The organism is Vagococcus penaei (assembly GCF_001998885.1).
Taxonomy (GTDB): domain Bacteria; phylum Bacillota; class Bacilli; order Lactobacillales; family Vagococcaceae; genus Vagococcus; species Vagococcus penaei.
Map to the genome: position 1 here is coordinate 574,049 of NZ_CP019609.1, position 17,193 is coordinate 591,241.

Consider the following 17,193-nt stretch of genomic DNA (forward strand, 5'->3'; position numbering starts at 1 on the left):
TATTTATTTAGTTTTTTAATAACATTAAGTTTGGATCGCCTAATGCTTGTTTAAAGACTGCCAAAGCATTTTGTGCTTCAACTCCGTCAACTAAGCGGTGATCAAAAGCAAATGATAGACGCATAATTGATGCCACTTCAACTTCTCGCTCAGCGTTAACTACTGCTTCATCAGAAATTCTTGAGATTCCCATAATCATTGATTCAGGATAGTTAATGATTGGTGTTGACCAAATACCACCTGCATCTGGCATACCACCAATATTTGTAATCGTTGCTGAGCTATGACTCATATCAGCTTTTGTTAGTTTGTTATTCAATGCTTTTTCTGATAGTTCAGAGATTTCTTGAGCAATTTCAAACACACTCTTGCGATCAGCATGTTTAATAACTGGAACAAACAAACCATGCTCAGTATTCGTAGCAATTCCAATATTGATGCTACCACGGTGAATAATTGTCGAATTCTTCATATCAACTGATGCATTCAATGAAGGATAAGCTTTTAACATTGCCACCATTGCTTTCACAACATATGGTAAATAAGTTAAACGAACATTTTCAGCTTTTGCAATTTCTTTGTACATAGTCCGGTGCTCTACTAATTTCTCAGTACGTAATTTATCGAACACGGTTACATGTGGAATTTCAGTACGACTAGTTACCATTGCTTTAGCAATTGCACGACGAAGTGGTGACATTTTTTCTACCCAGTCGCCATTGTCATTTTCTAATGCCGGAGCAGGTTTTGGTGCTGTAACTGTCTCAGATTTCACTTCATGAGTAGCCTCAACTGTCTCTAGTACTGGTTTTGGTGCGACAGTCTGTCCTCCACTTAAGTAAGCATCGATATCTGATTTTAAAATTTTATGATTTGGTCCAGTTGGTGTAACACCTGTTAAATCTACACCATGTTGTCTAGCATACCGTCTAACCGATGGTAATGCGCGGACATTCGTAGTTCTAGTCGCATTAATTGGTGTTGATGCCACAGTTTGAGTTCCAACTGAGACAGTATCATTTGCAAAGTCTTGTGTAGTCACTTGACCATCAGTTGTTTTAATTTCTACAATTCCTTCTTCAACTTTAGCCACACCATCTGGTACTAAAATCTTAACAATCGTTCCTGAAACTGGTGATGGAATTTCCATTGTCGATTTATCATTTTGAATTTCTACTAATGAATCATCTGCTTTAACGACATCGCCTTCTTTAACAAACCATTGCAAAATATCTGCTTCAACTAATCCTTCACCTACGTCTGGTAGTTTAAAGATATAGTTAGCACTACTTACAGTTTGTGGTGCTACTTGAGGCGCTACTTGAGGCGCTGCTTCATCAACTGGTGTCTGTGTTGCTTCACTCGCAACTTCATCTGTTTCAATTTCGACAATTCCTTCTTCAACTTTCGCTACCCCGTCTGGCACTAAAATTCTGATAACTTTTCCAGAAACTGGTGATGGGATTTCCATCGTTGATTTATCATTTTGAATTTCTACTAATGAATCATCTGCTTTAACAAAGTCGCCCTCTTTAACAAACCATTGCAAAATATCTGCTTCGACTAATCCTTCACCCACATCAGGTAATTTAAATATATAAGCCATAAGTCCATTCTCCTCCTAATTTGATTATTACTCTGCTATTATTTTTCTTACTTCATCTTCAATCAATTTAGCATTTGGTAACCAAATAGATTCTGCCTGACCAAATGGGAAATGACTATCTGGTGCTGCAACACGTCCAATAGATGCTTCTAAATCATACATTGCACCCTCAGCAATTTCAGCCATAATTTGATTACCCACACCTGTTAAACGTTGTGCTTCTTGAACCACTACCACTCGACCTGTTTTCTTCACAGAAGCAAGGATTGTATCAATATCAAATGGTGCAACTGTTCGTAGATCGATTAACTCTACAGAAATACCATCTTTGGTCAAAACTTCCATTGCTTTTTTCGATTCATGTACCATCGCACCGTACGTAACGATTGTAATATCTGTTCCTTCTTGAACGATGTTAGCTTTATCCAACTCAATGACATATTGTTCTTCAGGAACTTCTTCTTTCACTGAACGATATAACTTCAAATGTTCTAAGAAATAAACTGGATCGTTATTACGAATTGATGCTGTTAATAAGCCCTTCGCATCATAAGGTCCACTTGGAATAACTACACGTAAACCAGGCGATTGACTAAATAGTCCTTCTAAGTTATCTGAGTGAAGTTCTGGTGTTCCAACGCCACCACCAAAAGTTGAACGAACTGTTACTGGAACGCCTTCAGTTCCACCCATGCGGTAACGGTGACGGGCTAATTGTCCTAATAACCCATCAATTGCTTCCATTGTAAACCCTGAGAATTGGATTTCTGGAATTGGACGATAACCACCTAAAGCAAGACCCATTGCTAAGCCCATAATACCTGATTCTGCTAACGGTGTATCAAAGACACGGTCTGCGCCTAGTTCAGCACTCATACCGTCTGTTACACGGAATACGCCACCATTTGTTCCAACGTCTTCTCCAAAAACTAAAATTCTTTCATCGTTTTTCATTTCTTGTGTTAAGGCTTCATTAATCGCCTGTACCATATTTTTAACTGCCATTATTATTTCTCCTCCTTAGCGCGATACATTTCAATCTCTTTTTGGATTCTTGGTGTTGGTACTTCAAAGACATTTGCTAATAATTGAGAGACTTTTTGTGCCGGTTCAGCATCTGCAGCGTCTAGTGCATCGTTCATCTCAACAATTGTTGCATCGATGACTTCTTGCTCTAACTCTTCTGACCACAATCCTTTTTCACCTAAATATTTTTTCATGCGGATCATGTAATCTTTCGCTAACCATGACTCTAATTCTTCTTGAGTACGATAGCGTGTCGGATCATCTGATAATGTATGTGGACCAAAACGATAAGTTAATGTCTCAATCAAGACAGGGCCATTGCCTGCCATTGTATAATCACGAGCCATTTTTGTTACTTCATACAATGCTAACGGGTCCATTCCATCTACTTGAATACCTGGAATCCCTGCTGCTGCTGCTTTTTGAGCTAATGTTTTAGCTTTTGTTTGCATTTCTCGAGGTACTGAAATACCATACTGATTATTTTGGACAATAAAGACTGCTTGAGATTCAAATACACCAGCAAAGTTGATACCTTCGTAGAAGTCACCTTGAGATGAACCACCATCACCGATATAAGTCATAACAACTTGATCTTTTTTATCACGTTTATAAGCCATGCCTAGTCCAGCTGCTTGCACATATTGTGAACCAATAATAACTTGTGCTGGTAACCCATTCACATTTTCTGGTAGGATATTAGCTGCAACGTGTCCACGATACCATAACACTGCATTTTTCATTGGCATACCATGGCTAACCAATGGAATAACGTCACGATAAGTTGGCATTAAGAAATCTTCTTTTTTCATTGCAAACAATGTTGCTAATTGTGACGCTTCTTGCCCTTCAGATGGAGGCAAGTTACCAATACGTCCTTGACGACCAGCTAAAATTAATCGTTCGTTGACTGTACGTCCCCAAACAAGATTTTTCATTAAAGCAACTAATTCTTCATCCGTTAAAGAACTTTTAGCCCCTTTGTTAACTAATTTACCTTCTTCGTTTAAAATTTGGACAAAAGGAACCGCTTCTGCACTTTTCGTTACCATATCATCAAATAACTTAAATTCTTTCTTACTCATGTTTTGTCTCTTCCTCTCTTAGTTGAAATCTAATTTATAATCTTCTGGTGATGCAATACCAATTTTTCTATTAAATAAATAATTAAAGACAAAGCCTAAAATAATTGGAACAATAGCAAATGCTATGACTACTTTAAGAATATTCCCAAAATTCCAACCACCATCTGCTAAAGCTAGTGCATTGATTGGGCCAATTAGACCACTAAAGCCAAAGCCGGCACTAAATGGCGTCCCTTGTAAATCTAAGAATGAGGCTAATGAACCAGTGATTGCCGCATTACAAATAATAGGAAGCATGATTTTGGGTCTCTCCATCACGTTGGCCATTTGCATTTTTGGTGAACCAATGAAGTGAGCAAGGGATGTTGGAATAGCGTTCACTTTCCAACCTGCAATACATAAACCAAATCCAGCTGCACAAATACCTAAGTTAGCTGCACCAGATGCAATTCCTGATAATGATATGGCAGTCGCAATCCCGACTGTCGCAATCGGCGATACAATCATCATTGAGAACATAACTGCAATTGCAATCGCCATTGGTACTGGTTGTAAATCCGTTAAAGTTGCAATAAATTGACCTAATAACATCGTAATATATTTAACATATGGTAAAAGAAGTAAACCCAATCCTCCACCAATCACCGTCACAATTGTCGGAATAACTAAAATCGTAAATGCTTGTAATTTTTCACCTAATAATAAAATAATAAGTACAGCAATGGCTGCAGTTAATCCCGTGTTAATAACGTCACCAGTTCCTTGAAAGATGAACCCACCTTCTGGATTGACACGAGCAACACCCGAACCGACCACACAGGCCATTCCTAGCGAACCAATTTGAATCGGTGTAAATTTAAAATTAATTGCCACAGCTACTCCAACGACAATTGGCATTAACGTTTGAGCAATACCTGTCGCTGTTAAACCGAATGACCAGCCTAACGCTTTTGATAACTCGCTTAGTAAAGCACCTGGAATTAGTGATACAACAACTCCCAACGCTACACCATTTAATACATTCATGGTAAAATCTTTTGGCTTAATCGTTTTTATTGACATTTAATCATCTCCTATGATGAATTTTTTAAATATGAATCGGTAACCCTAAACCAACTTCTGCAGCTTCCATAATCGCTTCACTAATGGTTGGGTGTGGGTGAACAGTCAATGCTAAATCTTCTAATGTCGAACCAGTTTCAATTGCTAACGTAATCTCAGTAATGATATCGCTTGCATTTACTCCAGCAATTTGTCCGCCTAATATCATTCCTGTTTCTTTGTCGCTAATCAATTGGATTAGGCCTTCTGTTTTACCCATTGATAACGCTCGACCATTTCCTAAATAAGGAAATTCTGATACTTTAGTATCATGTCCTAATTCCACAGCTTCATCTTTTGTTAAACCCGTTGCTGCTAATTCTGGTGTTGTAAAACAAACAGCTGGCATTGCTCTATAATCAACTGTTACATCAAGACCTGCAATTGATTCTGCTGCTACTTTTGCTTCATAAGTTGCCTTATGTGCAAGTGCTAAACCTGGAACAATATCACCAATCGCATAAACATTTTCCAACGATGTTTGACACTTATCGTCAACTTTAATTAGACCGTTCTCATATGTATCAATCCCAATTCGTTCCAAACCTAATTCAGATGTATTTGGCTTGCGTCCAACTGATACTAAAACATAATCACATTCGATAGTCTTCTCTTGATTGTCAACACTATAAGTAACAACAACACCATCATCTGTTGCTATGGCACTGTTGGCTTTGGCATTTGCTTCAATAGTGACATGATGCTTTTTAAAGTTTGCTTCAACTAGTGACACAAGTTTCTTATCGAAATTTGGAAGAATGCGTGATTGTCCTTCAATAATCGTAACTTCTGTGCCTAAGTTAGCAAAGACTCCCGCTAATTCGCTACCTATATAGCCACCACCAATAACTACTAATTTTTTGGGCAGTTCTGAAATATTCAGTAAACCTGTTGAATCTAAGACACGTTTTCCAAATTTAAATCCTGGAATTTCAATAGGTGTACTACCTGTCGCAATGATAACTTCATCAAATGTATATGTTTCCCCACCAAATTCGTGCATCACACGGATTCGTGATTCATCCATAAAATAGCCAGTACCTTCAATGACGTCGACTTTATTTTTTTCAATAAGAAACGAACGCCGTCAGTCAATTTAGTCACAACTTCTTCATTTTTCCATTTCTGAATTTCTGAAAAATCGAGGTTGACATTTGCTGCTTGAACCCCTCGGAATTTAGGTTGTAACATCTCTTGGTAAGCATGACTTGCTTCAATCAATGCTTTAGAAGGAATACATCCAACATTTAAACATGTGCCGCCTACATACTCTTTTTCAATTAGTGTTACTTTTTTACCTAACTGGGCTGCTCGGATTGCTGCAACATATCCTCCTGGGCCGGCACCGATGACAACTGTGCCTAATGAGCTCTCAAAATCACCAACAACCATTAAAAAACACTTCCTTTCTTTTTTCCCCTTTATAAAGAGTTAGCCATGCGTTATACTAGATTTGTTATGGCCATTTACTCTTTTGGTAAGCGCTTTATCCGCGCTGCACCTTTAGTATAGAGGTTAATTTCACAAATTTGAAATCAATTAATTCTATAGCCACATAAAATAAATTGTATAGCGAGGAATCATCCATGGAATTGAGACAATTAAGATACTTTATTGAAATTATTAAATCTCAAAATTATTCTCACGCGGCAAAAAATTTATTCGTCACTCAACCAACACTTTCTTGGAATATGACAAAACTGCAAGAAGAATTAGGTGTTAAATTGTTATATCAGGTCGGAAACAAGGTAATGCCCACAACGTCTGGAAGTGCTTTGTTTGAAAAAGCCGTTACAATTATTAATGAACTCGACCAATTTTCAGAAACGATAAAAACTGACTATAGCTTAGAAAAAAAAGAAATCAAGATTGGTTCAAATGCTGTTATTTCACCAGTATTTATGCCACTTATTCAAAAATTTATGGAAGTCTATCCTAATTTCCAAATTACTATTGAAGAAAATGGATCGGTAAAAACTCAAAAAAAGTGGTTAATGAGGAACTTGAAATTGGTATTGTTTCTTATCCAATTGTCGAATCAAATTTAGAAATTGAACGTAATATATTCCATGTCTTCCATTATGATGCTTACGTTCTAATGCATAAAGACCACCCCTTAGCAACAAAAGAGATTATTTCAATAAAAGATTTAAAAAATGAAACTTTCTCTTCGATGAGTAAAGATTATGTGCTTTGGCATGTATTGAAAAATATTGCACGTGAGAACGGATTTAACTGTAAAATTAACTTTATGAGTAATAACCATGATGTTTTAATTAATAATGTCTTAACTGATAAATCAGTAGCTTTATTACCTATTCAATTGAGGGAAATGTACAATCACTTACCACTAGTTTGGATACCAATTAAAGATAAAATTAAACCATTTGATATTGTTGTTGTTCATAAGAAAAACAAACCTCTCAGTCCCGCTGCCGCCTTATGTTTAGAATTTATTACCAATCACAAAATTTCAGAACCATCAACAAAATCTATAAGCCTATAGAAAAAAACTATTAGTTGAATTTATACCCGACGTCTATACTCAAAGTAGGAACTTAATAAATTTAAAAGGAGATAGTGGGCTATGACTAAAATTTTAATGATGGGTGCTAGAGAAGATGAACGTAGATTTGCCGAGAAATGGGCTAAAGATCATAATGTAACAATCGAGGTATCAACTGATATTTTAAGCGATGATACCTATCACTTATTAAATGGATATGATGGACTTAGCTTACAGCAAACAATGGGCATTCCAGCCGAAATGTATGAAAAATTAAGTCAAGATGGTTTTAGACAAATTGCTCAACGTTCAGCTGGTGTAGATATGTATGATTTAAAAGAAGCAAAAAAACACGGTATCTCGATTACAAACGTACCTGCTTACTCACCAAATGCTATTGCTGAATTTACTGTTGCTAGTGCACTAAATTGTTTGCGACATATGCAAGCGATTCAGAAAAGAGTTAAAAATCATAATTTTAGTTGGGACAAATCAATTTTAGCAAGAGAAGTACGATCATTAACAATTGGTGTTATGGGGACTGGGAGAATTGGACAAATTACAGCACAACTATTTGCTGCTTTTGGTGCAAAAGTTATCGGTTACGATGTATATCAAAATCCAAATGCTGAAAACTATTTAACTTATATTGATTCATTTGATGAGTTTTTAGCACAATCAGATTTATTAACCATTCATATGCCATTAACAGATGATAACTACCATCAATTCAATACCGAAACTTTTAATAAGATGAAACCTGGCGCTATTCTATTAAACCCAGCACGTGGAGCAATTATTGATACAAAAGACTTAATTGCTGCATTAGATTCTGGACAAATTAGCTGTTGTGCATTAGATACTTATGAAAATGAGATGCCATATGTTACAAAAGATTGGTCTGGGAAAACGTTAAACGATCCTATTTTAGAAGAATTAATCAATCGTGAAGATGTTTTATATACACCTCACATAGCCTTTTATACAGAAACAGCTGTAGAAAACCTTGTATTTGGTGGTCTTGATGCGTGCCTCTCTATTTTAACTAACGGAACCGCAGATACTATTGTTAATCCATAAAACAAAAAAACTCTTACCTTTGTCGTTTTTGACTGAGGTAAGAGTTTTTATTAGTTAGAGCCAATATCACTACGATAATAAAAGTGACTAAAATCCATCGTTTCTAGCCAATCGTATAATCGTTTCCGTGCAAGTTCTTTTGTCTGACTAGTAGTAGTTACAAGCAGGACCCGACCACCGGCAGAAACTAATTGCTGATTATTTTCTGCCACTCCTGCATAATAAACTTGAATATCATGAGGCAAATTGGTTAAGTCAGGTAAAGGCACTCCTTGATGAAATTTACCTGGATAACCAATAGATGCAATAACTACACCTACACTAGCTGTTTGCTTCCATGTTAGTTTAGGCATTTGATTATGCAATAAATCATAAAAAACTTGTGCTAAATCACTATCTAATTGTTGAAGTAAGACTTGCGTTTCGGGGTCACCAAAACGAGCATTAAATTCAATTACTTTAGGCCCTTCTTCAGTTAGCATTAATCCTGTATATAAAATACCTGTAAAAGGTCGCTTTTCATCTTTCATGGCTTCAACTGTTGGAAGTACAATTGTCTCAAGAATGAGTTGTTCGAGAGCTGTTGTGACTTCTGGTACTGGACTAAAAACACCCATACCACCTGTATTTGGTCCACGATTACCATCGAAAATGGCTTTATGGTCACGTGATGTAATCATTGGAAAGATACCATTTTCTGAAACAAACGTTAAATAAGAACATTCCTGACCTACCAAACATTCTTCAATAACCACTTTAGCTGTTACTTCAGAAAAAATGGCTTTTAAGGCTTTGATAGCTTCTTCCACTGTTTGCGCCACAGTTACACCTTTACCTGCTGCTAAACCATCGGCTTTAATGACAATTGGTGCACCCTCAACTTTGACATACTCGATAGCTTTGGATAAATCAGTAAATGTTTGATGTTTTGCTGTAGGTATCTGATATTTATTCATTAAACGTTTAGCAAAGTCTTTTGATCCTTCGATTTGTGCCGCTGCCTGAGTTGGCCCCAAAATGGCTAAGCCTGCAGCCCTAAAAACGTCAACAATTCCAGCAGCTAAGGGAGCTTCTGGTCCAACTACTGTATAAGTAACTTCTTTCTCTTTAACAAATTGAAGTAAAGCCTCAAAATCTAGTGCTTCAATACCAATTAATTCAATACCATCATGTATCATACCAACATTTCCAGGAGCACAATAAACATGCTTTGTTAACGGACTATCAACTAATTTTTGGCAGATCGAGTGTTCACGACCGCCTTGACCAATCACTAAAATATTCATGATTAGATAAGCCCCCCTTTAATGTTTGAAATGACGTGTTTTTGTAAAAATCATCGTCATGTCGTATCGATTAGCCATATCAATTGAGTCTTGGTCTTTGATGCTTCCACCAGGTTGAATCACAGCTTTAATCCCTGATTTCCCAGCTAATTCGATACTATCAGACATTGGGAAAAATGCATCACTACCAATTACAGCATTCTCTAAACGATGACTTGCTTGCTCTAAAGCAATTTTCAACGCACCAACACGGTTCATTTGTCCAGCACCAACACCCAATGTTTGATGGGCATTCGTAATAACAATAGCATTACTTTTAATATGTTTAACCGCTGCCCAGGCAAATTTTAGTGCAGCAATCTCTTCGGCCGTTGGTTTTCTATCTGTAACTACCTCCCAATTTTCAACTTGATCAAAACCATGATCGAGTTCTTGAACAAGTAATCCACCTAAAACTGAGGTATATTCTTTTTCATGCGCACTAATCTCTTGGTCTGTCTCTAATTGTAGCAAACGAATATTTTTCTTTTGACTTAAAATTTCCAATGCTTCGGTCGTAAAACTTGGTGCAATAACGATTTCAAGGAAAATACGATGAAGGATCTCCGCTAACTCTAAATCAACTGGCCGATTGACAGCCACAATGCCACCGAATATCGATATAGTGTCACTATCGTAACAAGCTCTAAATGCTTGTTGTATCGTATTACCGGTGCCAATACCACATGGATTCATGTGTTTTACAGCGACAGCTGTTGGTGTGTCAAATTCACTTAATAAACGAATAGCTGCATCAGCATCTCGAATATTATTATAAGAAAGTTCCTTACCATGTAATTGTTGTGCTTGACCAATCGAATACGCTGTTGGTAATTTTGCCTCATAGTAAGTTGCCGATTGATGACTATTTTCACCATACCGAAGGGATTGCTTTAAATCATAGGAAATCGTTAGCGACTCCGGTAGCTCTTCTGAAACAACTGCTGTTAAATAATTTGCAATAACCGCATCATAACTTGCCGTATGTCGAAATGCTTTGGCTGCTAAACGTTGACGCGTTTGATTACTAACATCACCAGTTAGTGTCATCTCTTCTAAGACAAGTGAATAATCACTTGCATCAACTAGAACAGTCACACTGTCATGATTTTTAGCAGCACTACGCAGCATACTTGGACCACCAATATCGATATTTTCAATAGCTTCGGTAAAAGTAACATCTGCTTTTTGAATAGTTTCCTTAAAAGGATATAAATTAACACAAACCAAATCAATTGGTCGAATACCATGTATTTCCAGTGCTTCGAGATGGTTAGAATCACCGCGTCTAGCCAATAACCCCCCATGAATCATCGGATGAAGTGTCTTTACACGTCCATCCATCATTTCAGGAAATTGCGTTAACTCTTCGACAGACAATGTCGTGATTCCTGCATTAGTTAATACTTGCTGTGTTCCACCAGTTGATACAATATCAAAACCGATAATTTGTAGCGATGTCGCAAACTCAACAATTCCTGTTTTATCTGACACACTTAATAGGGCTAACTTTTTCGACATTTTTGTGTTCTCCTTTTATCATATAACTTTGAATAATTTGAGGATAAATTTGATGTTCTAATTGATGAATCCGTCTTTCTAAAGACTCCAATGATTCATTTTTTTTAATAGTAAGAGCTTCTTGATAAATAATTGGGCCTGTATCAACACCATCATCAACAACATGAATAGTGATTCCTGTTTCTGATACTCGGGCATTAAAAGCATCAAGAATAGCTTGTTTACCGGGAAATAGTGGCAATAATGATGGGTGTAAATTAATAATTCTATTTGGGTAGGCTTCAAGTAGTATTGTTCCAATAATCTTCATATAACCTGCTAACACAATTAACTCGATATCTTCTTGCTTTAAAATAGCTAAAATTTGGCTTTCATATTCACTTTTAGTGTGTTGCGTTGTTTTTTCTAACACATAATAAGGAATGCCTAACTGTTTGGCACGTTCGACAACGTACGCCGTCGCTTGATCACAAAATAAACAAGCTAACTCACCAGTAATCATTTGTTGTTGGACGCTTTCTACGATAGCTTGAAAATTCGATCCATTACCGGATGCAAAAATTGCAAATCTCATAGTGCTTCTCCATCAAAAGTAATTGCGTCCGTCATACGTTTTGTTACAACACCAATATCATAGAAAGACTCATTTTGCGCCTCTAATATTTGTTTAACTGCTGATAATCTATCAGGAGATACTGCGAGTACCATTCCAATTCCCATGTTAAAGACCCCAAATAACTCCTCTTCAGACAACTGGCCCAGTCTAGCTAATTCCTTAAAAATAGGCAAAATAGGCCACGAACCTAGTGTTATCTGTGCAGCTAATTCTTTAGGTAACATCCGTGGAATATTTTCAATGAATCCACCACCTGTAATATGCGCCATTCCATTAATTAATTGCTTTTTAACTAAAGGTAAAACACTTGATACATAAATCCGAGTAGGAGTTAACAACAGCTCGCCTAGATTTTCTGTCGTGATTGTTGGTAAGTAATCTATTAATTGAAACTGATGTTGCTTGAATAAAATCTGACGAACGAGTGAATAGCCGTTAGAATGAATCCCACTTGATGGTAAACCAATTAAGCGATCACCTACTTGAATATTACTCGGATGCAACAATTGACTTTTTTCTGCAACACCAACTGCAAAACCGGCTAAATCATAGTCATTTTCCTGATACATACCAGGCATTTCAGCCGTTTCCCCACCAATCAGAGCCATCTGACTTTGAGCGCAACCTTCTGCTACGCCAGCAACAATTTGTTCAATCTTTTCAGGATAATTTTTCCCAGTCGCTAGATAATCTAAAAAATAAAGTGGTGCCGCCCCTTGAGCAATAATGTCATTCACACACATCGCCACACAATCGATACCTATTGTATCGTGCTTATCCGCTTGAATTGCTAGCATCAATTTGGTTCCCACACCATCAGTTCCCGAAACTAACACAGGTTCCTTTACGCCTAATTGACTTAAGTCAAAACAACCACCAAAACTACCAATTGCCCCCATTACGCCTAAGCGTTCCGTTCGTTTGACATGCTTTTTAATTCGTTCCACTACTTCATAGCCAGCCTCAACATCGACTCCAGCCGCTTGGTATGCATTCGTCATGATAATCTCCTTAATCTTTCGTTTAGTCACAATCAACCGTTGCTTGATAATCATATAAATCAGTTGGGTAGTCGCCATTAAAATAGGCCATACATAACCCAGAGTAAGGTGCCTCTAAATCTAAACCAATCGCTTCAATTAATCCCGATTCACTTAAAAATTCTAATGAATCTGCTTCAATTATCTGACAAATTTCTTCAAGGCTATGATTTGCCGCAATTAATTCACGTTTGGTTTGAATATCAATACCATAAAAACAAGGGAATTTTAAAGGCGGTGATGAGATACGGACATGAACTTCCTTGGCACCCGCATCTTTTAATAATCGGACAATCCGTTTACATGTCGTCCCACGAACAATCGAATCATCTACGAGAATAACGCGTTGTCCCTCGACAATACCCCGAACAGCTGATAATTTCATGCGAACGCCTTGTTCTCTCAATTCTTGTGTTGGTTGAATAAAAGTTCGACCAATATACTGATTTTTAACTAATCCCATTTCATAAGGAATTCCACTAGCTTCAGCGTACCCACTGGCAGCTGATAAGGAGGAATTAGGTACCCCAATCACCATGTCTGCCTCGATTTTTGCTTCTTTGGCTAATGCAATCCCCATATTTTTACGTGCCCGGTGAACATTAATTCCTTTGATATTACTATCTGGACGAGCAAAATAGATATATTCCATCGCACAAATCGAATACGTTGTATCTAATGTAAAGGAATCAATCATCAACCCTGAATCATCAATTTTAATTAATTCCCCAGGTTCAACGTCGCGAATGAATCGGGCATTAATACTGTCTAACGCACACGTTTCACTCGAAATAACATAGGCCCCGTTAGCCATTTGACCAATGGCTAACGGACGAAAAGCATTAGGATCAAGCGCTGCATACATCGCTGTATCCGTTAATAATAAATAGGCAAAACCGCCTTTAACCTGGGTCAGCGCTTCTTTTAAACGTCGATCAAAAGTCTCTTCTGTACTTTTACGAATTAAGTGCATCAAAATTTCTGTATCAGAATTCGAATGAAAAATACCACCCTCATTCTCAATTTGATAGCGCAAAGATTTTGCATTAATCAAGTTCCCATTGTGTGCCAGTGCAAAGTCTCCATCATAAAATTTAAATAAAAACGGTTGAATATTATTTACTTCACCGCTACCTGATGTTGCGTAACGAACATGACCAATAGCAGCCTCACCAGTTAATGTGTCCAAAGTATCAGGGTTAGCAAAAACCTCTGATAACAAACCTAAATTACGATAACCTTTTAAATTTCCGTGATCATTAGACACAATACCTGCCCCTTCTTGTCCACGATGCTGTAAACTATGTAACCCTAGATACGTCACACGCGATGCTTCCTGATGTCCCCAAATACCAAAAATTCCGCATTCTTCATTTAAACTTCTGACTTCATAAGACATGGAATAGCTTCCTCCCAATTTTTCTTAGCGGTTGCAACAGGTACTTCCATTCGTTGATCTTTCGTCTGAATAATCATGACTGGTTCTGCAGTTACTTTACCAATTAACGTTGCTGATTCTCCCATCAATGAATCAAATTCAACTTGGTTATCTGGTGAAATTGATACCACAAAACGTGATTGAGTCTCTGAAAATAGATACGCTGCTGGTAAATCAACCGTGACTTCCATACCTAATTGATTCTCAAAACATGATTCTGCTAGAGCAACTCCCAGTCCACCTTCTGAACAATCATGCGCACTTGACACCAAACCATTGTGAATACTTGCTAAGACTTTCTCTTGATTAATTTTCTCTACAGATAAGTCAATTGGATTTAGTCGTCCTTCAATCCGTCCTAATAACATTTTTTGCAATTCCGTACCATTAAAATCTGCTAATGTGTCGCCAATAACATAAATCAAATCATCTACTTGCTTAAATGATTGAGTGGTGATATGTGATAAGTCATTAATTAATCCAATCATACCAATCACTGGAGTCGGATAAATTGATTGACCGTTCGTTTCATTATAAAGTGACACGTTGCCCGAAATAACAGGCGTCTTTAAAACATTACACGCTTCACTAATGCCGTCAGCTGATGTCCATAATTCAAAAAAGCCTTCTGGTTTATCCGGTGATCCATAGTTTAAGCAATCTGTAATAGCTAATGGTGTCGCACCACTGGCAACAATATTTCGCGCTGCTTCTGCAACAGCAATTTTTCCACCAATTTCTGGATTCAAATAAAGATAACGAGCATTACAATCAGTCGTCATAGCTAATGCCTTAGTCGTTCCTTTGATCCGTAAAACAGCAGCATCACTCCCAGGCCCAACCACAGTGTTCGTTCTCACTTGAGAATCATATGTTTTAAAGAATGAACGTTTAGATGCAATCGTTGGTTGACAAAGTAAAGCTAGTAGCGTGTCGCCTACATCAACAATTAATGGGGAAAAATCTGGTAATGCTGCAAATTCAGCTAAACGTTTTGGTTCAGAATAAGGCTTATGGTATACAGGTCCATCTTCAGCCAAAGCATCAACCGGAACGTTAGCGACTTCTTTTCCCTCATGAAATAAACGGTACTGTTTATCTCGTGTTACTTTTCCAATCACTACAGCTTCTAATCCATATCCTTCAAATAACTCTTTAATGCTTGTTTCATGACCTTTTTTGACACATAAAAGCATCCGTTCTTGCGACTCAGATAGCATCATCTCATACGGTGTCATCTCAGTTTCACGTTGTGGAACATCATCAAGATAGAGTTCAAGACCAGCTCCCGCTTTAGAGGCCATCTCAGAACTTGATGACACAAGTCCAGCAGCGCCCATATCTTGGATACCAATTAAACTATCTGAATGATGATGAATAACATCAAGACATGCTTCCATCAATAATTTTTCCATGAAAGGATCGCCAACTTGAACAGCAGAACGTTGTTGTTCTTCGCCTTCTTCAAATTCTTCTGATGCAAAAGTTGCCCCATGAATACCATCACGTCCTGTTTTAGCACCAACATACATAATCGAATTATCTACGCCCTTTGCTTGACCCTTTTGAATATCTTCATGCTTAATTAAGCCGACACACATAGCGTTAACTAAAGGATTCCCTTCATAACAGTCATCAAAATGAATTTCGCCACCAACAGTTGGAATACCAATACAATTGCCATAATCACCAATCCCAGCAACAACCTGTTCAACTAGATGTTTCGTTCTTTCAGACGTTAACTCACCAAAACGCAATGAATCAAGTAGAGCAATTGGACGAGCACCCATACTAAAAATGTCACGAATAATACCACCAACACCTGTAGCGGCTCCTTCGTAAGGTTCAACAGCAGAAGGATGATTATGGCTTTCAGCTTTAAAAACTACTGCCAACCCATCCCCAATGTCAACAATACCCGCTCCTTCACCTGGCCCTTGCAGTACTTGCGGTCCAGTTGTCGGAAATTTTCGTAAGACTGGTTTAGAGTTTTTATAAGAACAATGTTCACTCCACATCACAGAAAATAAACCTGTTTCTGTATAGTTTGGTAAACGTCCTAATAATTCTTCACTGATATGATGATATTCATCATCCGTTAGTCCCCACTCAGAATAAATTCGTTGCTCTTTTATTTCTTGTGGCGTTGGCTCTTTAACAAGCGTCATTAGTTGTCTCCTCCTTCTGTGACCGATGCAATCATAGATTCAAATAACTTTTTACCATCTTCAGAACCAAGCAAAGCTTCCATCGCTCGTTCTGGGTGGGGCATCATTCCTAAAACATTGCCTCGCTCATTCGTAATTCCTGCTATATTTTCCAAACTACCATTTGGATTTTCTGTCGTGTAAGTAAACAAAATTTGGTTATTTGCTTTTAACTTTTCTAATGTATCAGCATCACAATAATAATTTCCCTCGCCATGAGCAATCGGTAAACGTAGTGTTTGGCCTTGTTTATACTTTCTAGTAAACTGATTTTGTGTCTGTTCAACTGTTACATCGACTGTTTGACAAACAAAATGTAACGACTCATTTTTTAGTAACACACCAGGTAATAATCCCGCCTCAGTTAAAATCTGAAAGCCATTACATGTTCCAAATACTGGCTTACCTTCTTCTGCGAAACGCCTAACTTCTGACATGATTGGTGAAAAACGAGCAATCGCACCACAACGTAAATAATCACCATATGAAAAACCGCCTGGAATTAATACTCCATCAAAACCATCAAGACTATCAGCTGTATGTGGGACATAACTAGCATCAACTTCAAGAACGCCATTGAACGCATGATGTAAATCAACATCACAATTTGATCCGGGAAAAACAATAATTGCAAACTTCATG

At 37.5% G+C, this 17,193-nt stretch carries 14 protein-coding genes and 1 pseudogene; 3 read left to right on the forward strand and 12 right to left on the reverse strand.

The genetic code is table 11. From position 1 onward, the window contains the following. Positions 1–7 precede the first annotated feature (7 nt). From BW732_RS02715 to lpdA, 5 genes and pseudogenes are all read right to left on the reverse strand, one after another. Positions 8–1,606 (reverse strand): 2-oxo acid dehydrogenase subunit E2, encoded by a 1,599-nt coding sequence (locus BW732_RS02715; RefSeq protein WP_077275351.1) that lies wholly within the window; start codon positions 1,604–1,606, stop codon positions 8–10. A gap of 27 nt (positions 1,607–1,633) precedes the next feature. Beyond that, on the reverse strand, positions 1,634–2,611 hold the full coding sequence (locus BW732_RS02720; protein WP_077275352.1) for an alpha-ketoacid dehydrogenase subunit beta: 978 nt from the start codon (positions 2,609–2,611) through the stop codon (positions 1,634–1,636). A gap of 2 nt (positions 2,612–2,613) precedes the next feature. Then, positions 2,614–3,717 carry a pyruvate dehydrogenase (acetyl-transferring) E1 component subunit alpha gene (gene pdhA / locus BW732_RS02725; protein ID WP_077275353.1) on the reverse strand — a complete coding sequence of 368 codons (1,104 nt, stop codon included), beginning with the start codon at positions 3,715–3,717 and terminating at the stop codon, positions 2,614–2,616. Positions 3,718–3,735: 18 nt separating this feature from the next. Continuing rightward, positions 3,736–4,779, reverse strand: a complete 1,044-nt coding sequence (locus BW732_RS02730; protein ID WP_077275354.1) for a PTS sugar transporter subunit IIC — start codon at positions 4,777–4,779, stop codon at positions 3,736–3,738. A gap of 25 nt (positions 4,780–4,804) precedes the next feature. Then, positions 4,805–6,210, reverse strand: a pseudogene (gene lpdA, locus BW732_RS02735) (dihydrolipoyl dehydrogenase). A gap of 194 nt (positions 6,211–6,404) precedes the next feature. Here lpdA and BW732_RS02740 point away from each other — a divergent pair. The 3 genes from BW732_RS02740 (at position 6,405) to BW732_RS02750 (ending at position 8,404) form a co-directional block, all read left to right on the forward strand. Then, positions 6,405–6,866, forward strand: a complete 462-nt coding sequence (locus BW732_RS02740) for a LysR family transcriptional regulator (RefSeq protein WP_077275355.1) — start codon at positions 6,405–6,407, stop codon at positions 6,864–6,866. Continuing rightward, positions 6,806–7,324, forward strand: a complete 519-nt coding sequence (locus tag BW732_RS02745) for a LysR family transcriptional regulator substrate-binding protein (RefSeq protein WP_161485501.1) — start codon at positions 6,806–6,808, stop codon at positions 7,322–7,324. Before BW732_RS02740 ends, BW732_RS02745 begins: the two co-directional genes overlap by 61 nt. An 81-nt stretch (positions 7,325–7,405) precedes the next feature. After that, positions 7,406–8,404, forward strand: coding sequence for a D-2-hydroxyacid dehydrogenase (locus BW732_RS02750; RefSeq protein ID WP_228414962.1), 999 nt, complete (start codon positions 7,406–7,408; stop codon positions 8,402–8,404). Between the two features lie 50 nt (positions 8,405–8,454). Here BW732_RS02750 and purD read toward each other — a convergent pair whose 3' ends face one another. Genes purD through purQ form a run of 7 tightly spaced genes read right to left on the reverse strand, consistent with a single transcriptional unit; the run spans position 8,455 to position 17,192 of the window. Continuing rightward, positions 8,455–9,690, reverse strand: coding sequence for a phosphoribosylamine--glycine ligase (purD, locus tag BW732_RS02755; protein WP_077275357.1), 1,236 nt, complete (start codon positions 9,688–9,690; stop codon positions 8,455–8,457). An 18-nt stretch (positions 9,691–9,708) separates the two neighbouring features. Next, positions 9,709–11,250: a bifunctional phosphoribosylaminoimidazolecarboxamide formyltransferase/IMP cyclohydrolase gene (purH, locus tag BW732_RS02760; RefSeq protein ID WP_077275358.1), complete on the reverse strand. Its 1,542-nt coding sequence runs from the start codon at positions 11,248–11,250 to the stop codon at positions 9,709–9,711. Beyond that, complete coding sequence (gene purN, locus BW732_RS02765; protein ID WP_077275359.1) at positions 11,213–11,824, reverse strand: phosphoribosylglycinamide formyltransferase; 612 nt, start codon at positions 11,822–11,824, stop codon at positions 11,213–11,215. The genes purH and purN overlap by 38 nt, the downstream gene beginning before the upstream one ends. Further along, a complete protein-coding gene (purM, locus tag BW732_RS02770) occupies positions 11,821–12,867 on the reverse strand; it encodes a phosphoribosylformylglycinamidine cyclo-ligase (RefSeq protein ID WP_077275360.1) in 1,047 nt (348 codons plus the stop codon). Before purM ends, purN begins: the two co-directional genes overlap by 4 nt. Before the next feature lie 22 nt (positions 12,868–12,889). Next, positions 12,890–14,305 (reverse strand): amidophosphoribosyltransferase, encoded by a 1,416-nt coding sequence (gene purF, locus BW732_RS02775; RefSeq protein WP_077275361.1) that lies wholly within the window; start codon positions 14,303–14,305, stop codon positions 12,890–12,892. After that, positions 14,281–16,512, reverse strand: coding sequence for a phosphoribosylformylglycinamidine synthase subunit PurL (purL, locus tag BW732_RS02780; protein WP_077275362.1), 2,232 nt, complete (start codon positions 16,510–16,512; stop codon positions 14,281–14,283). The genes purF and purL overlap by 25 nt, the downstream gene beginning before the upstream one ends. Next, entirely contained in the window at positions 16,512–17,192 is a 681-nt protein-coding gene (gene purQ / locus BW732_RS02785) for a phosphoribosylformylglycinamidine synthase subunit PurQ (protein WP_077275363.1), read from the reverse strand. Before purQ ends, purL begins: the two co-directional genes overlap by 1 nt. Between the last annotated feature and the right edge of the window lies 1 nt (position 17,193).

Bases quoted from the DNA above. Each gene is read 5' to 3' on its own strand.
- pdhA (WP_077275353.1), bottom strand. From the start codon at position 3,717: ATGAGTAAGAAAGAATTTAAGTTATTTGATGATATGGTAACGAAAAGT.
- BW732_RS02720 (WP_077275352.1), bottom strand. From the start codon at position 2,611: ATGGCAGTTAAAAATATGGTACAGGCGATTAATGAAGCCTTAACACAA.
- purN (WP_077275359.1), bottom strand. From the start codon at position 11,824: ATGAGATTTGCAATTTTTGCATCCGGTAATGGATCGAATTTTCAAGCT.
- purM (WP_077275360.1), bottom strand. From the start codon at position 12,867: ATGACGAATGCATACCAAGCGGCTGGAGTCGATGTTGAGGCTGGCTAT.
- BW732_RS02730 (WP_077275354.1), bottom strand. From the start codon at position 4,779: ATGTCAATAAAAACGATTAAGCCAAAAGATTTTACCATGAATGTATTA.
- BW732_RS02750 (WP_228414962.1), top strand. From the start codon at position 7,406: ATGACTAAAATTTTAATGATGGGTGCTAGAGAAGATGAACGTAGATTT.
- purH (WP_077275358.1), bottom strand. From the start codon at position 11,250: ATGTCGAAAAAGTTAGCCCTATTAAGTGTGTCAGATAAAACAGGAATT.
- BW732_RS02740 (WP_077275355.1), top strand. From the start codon at position 6,405: ATGGAATTGAGACAATTAAGATACTTTATTGAAATTATTAAATCTCAA.
- BW732_RS02715 (WP_077275351.1), bottom strand. From the start codon at position 1,606: ATGGCTTATATATTTAAATTACCTGATGTGGGTGAAGGATTAGTCGAA.
- purQ (WP_077275363.1), bottom strand. From the start codon at position 17,192: ATGAAGTTTGCAATTATTGTTTTTCCCGGATCAAATTGTGATGTTGAT.
- purF (WP_077275361.1), bottom strand. From the start codon at position 14,305: ATGTCTTATGAAGTCAGAAGTTTAAATGAAGAATGCGGAATTTTTGGT.
- purD (WP_077275357.1), bottom strand. From the start codon at position 9,690: ATGAATATTTTAGTGATTGGTCAAGGCGGTCGTGAACACTCGATCTGC.
- purL (WP_077275362.1), bottom strand. From the start codon at position 16,512: ATGACGCTTGTTAAAGAGCCAACGCCACAAGAAATAAAAGAGCAACGA.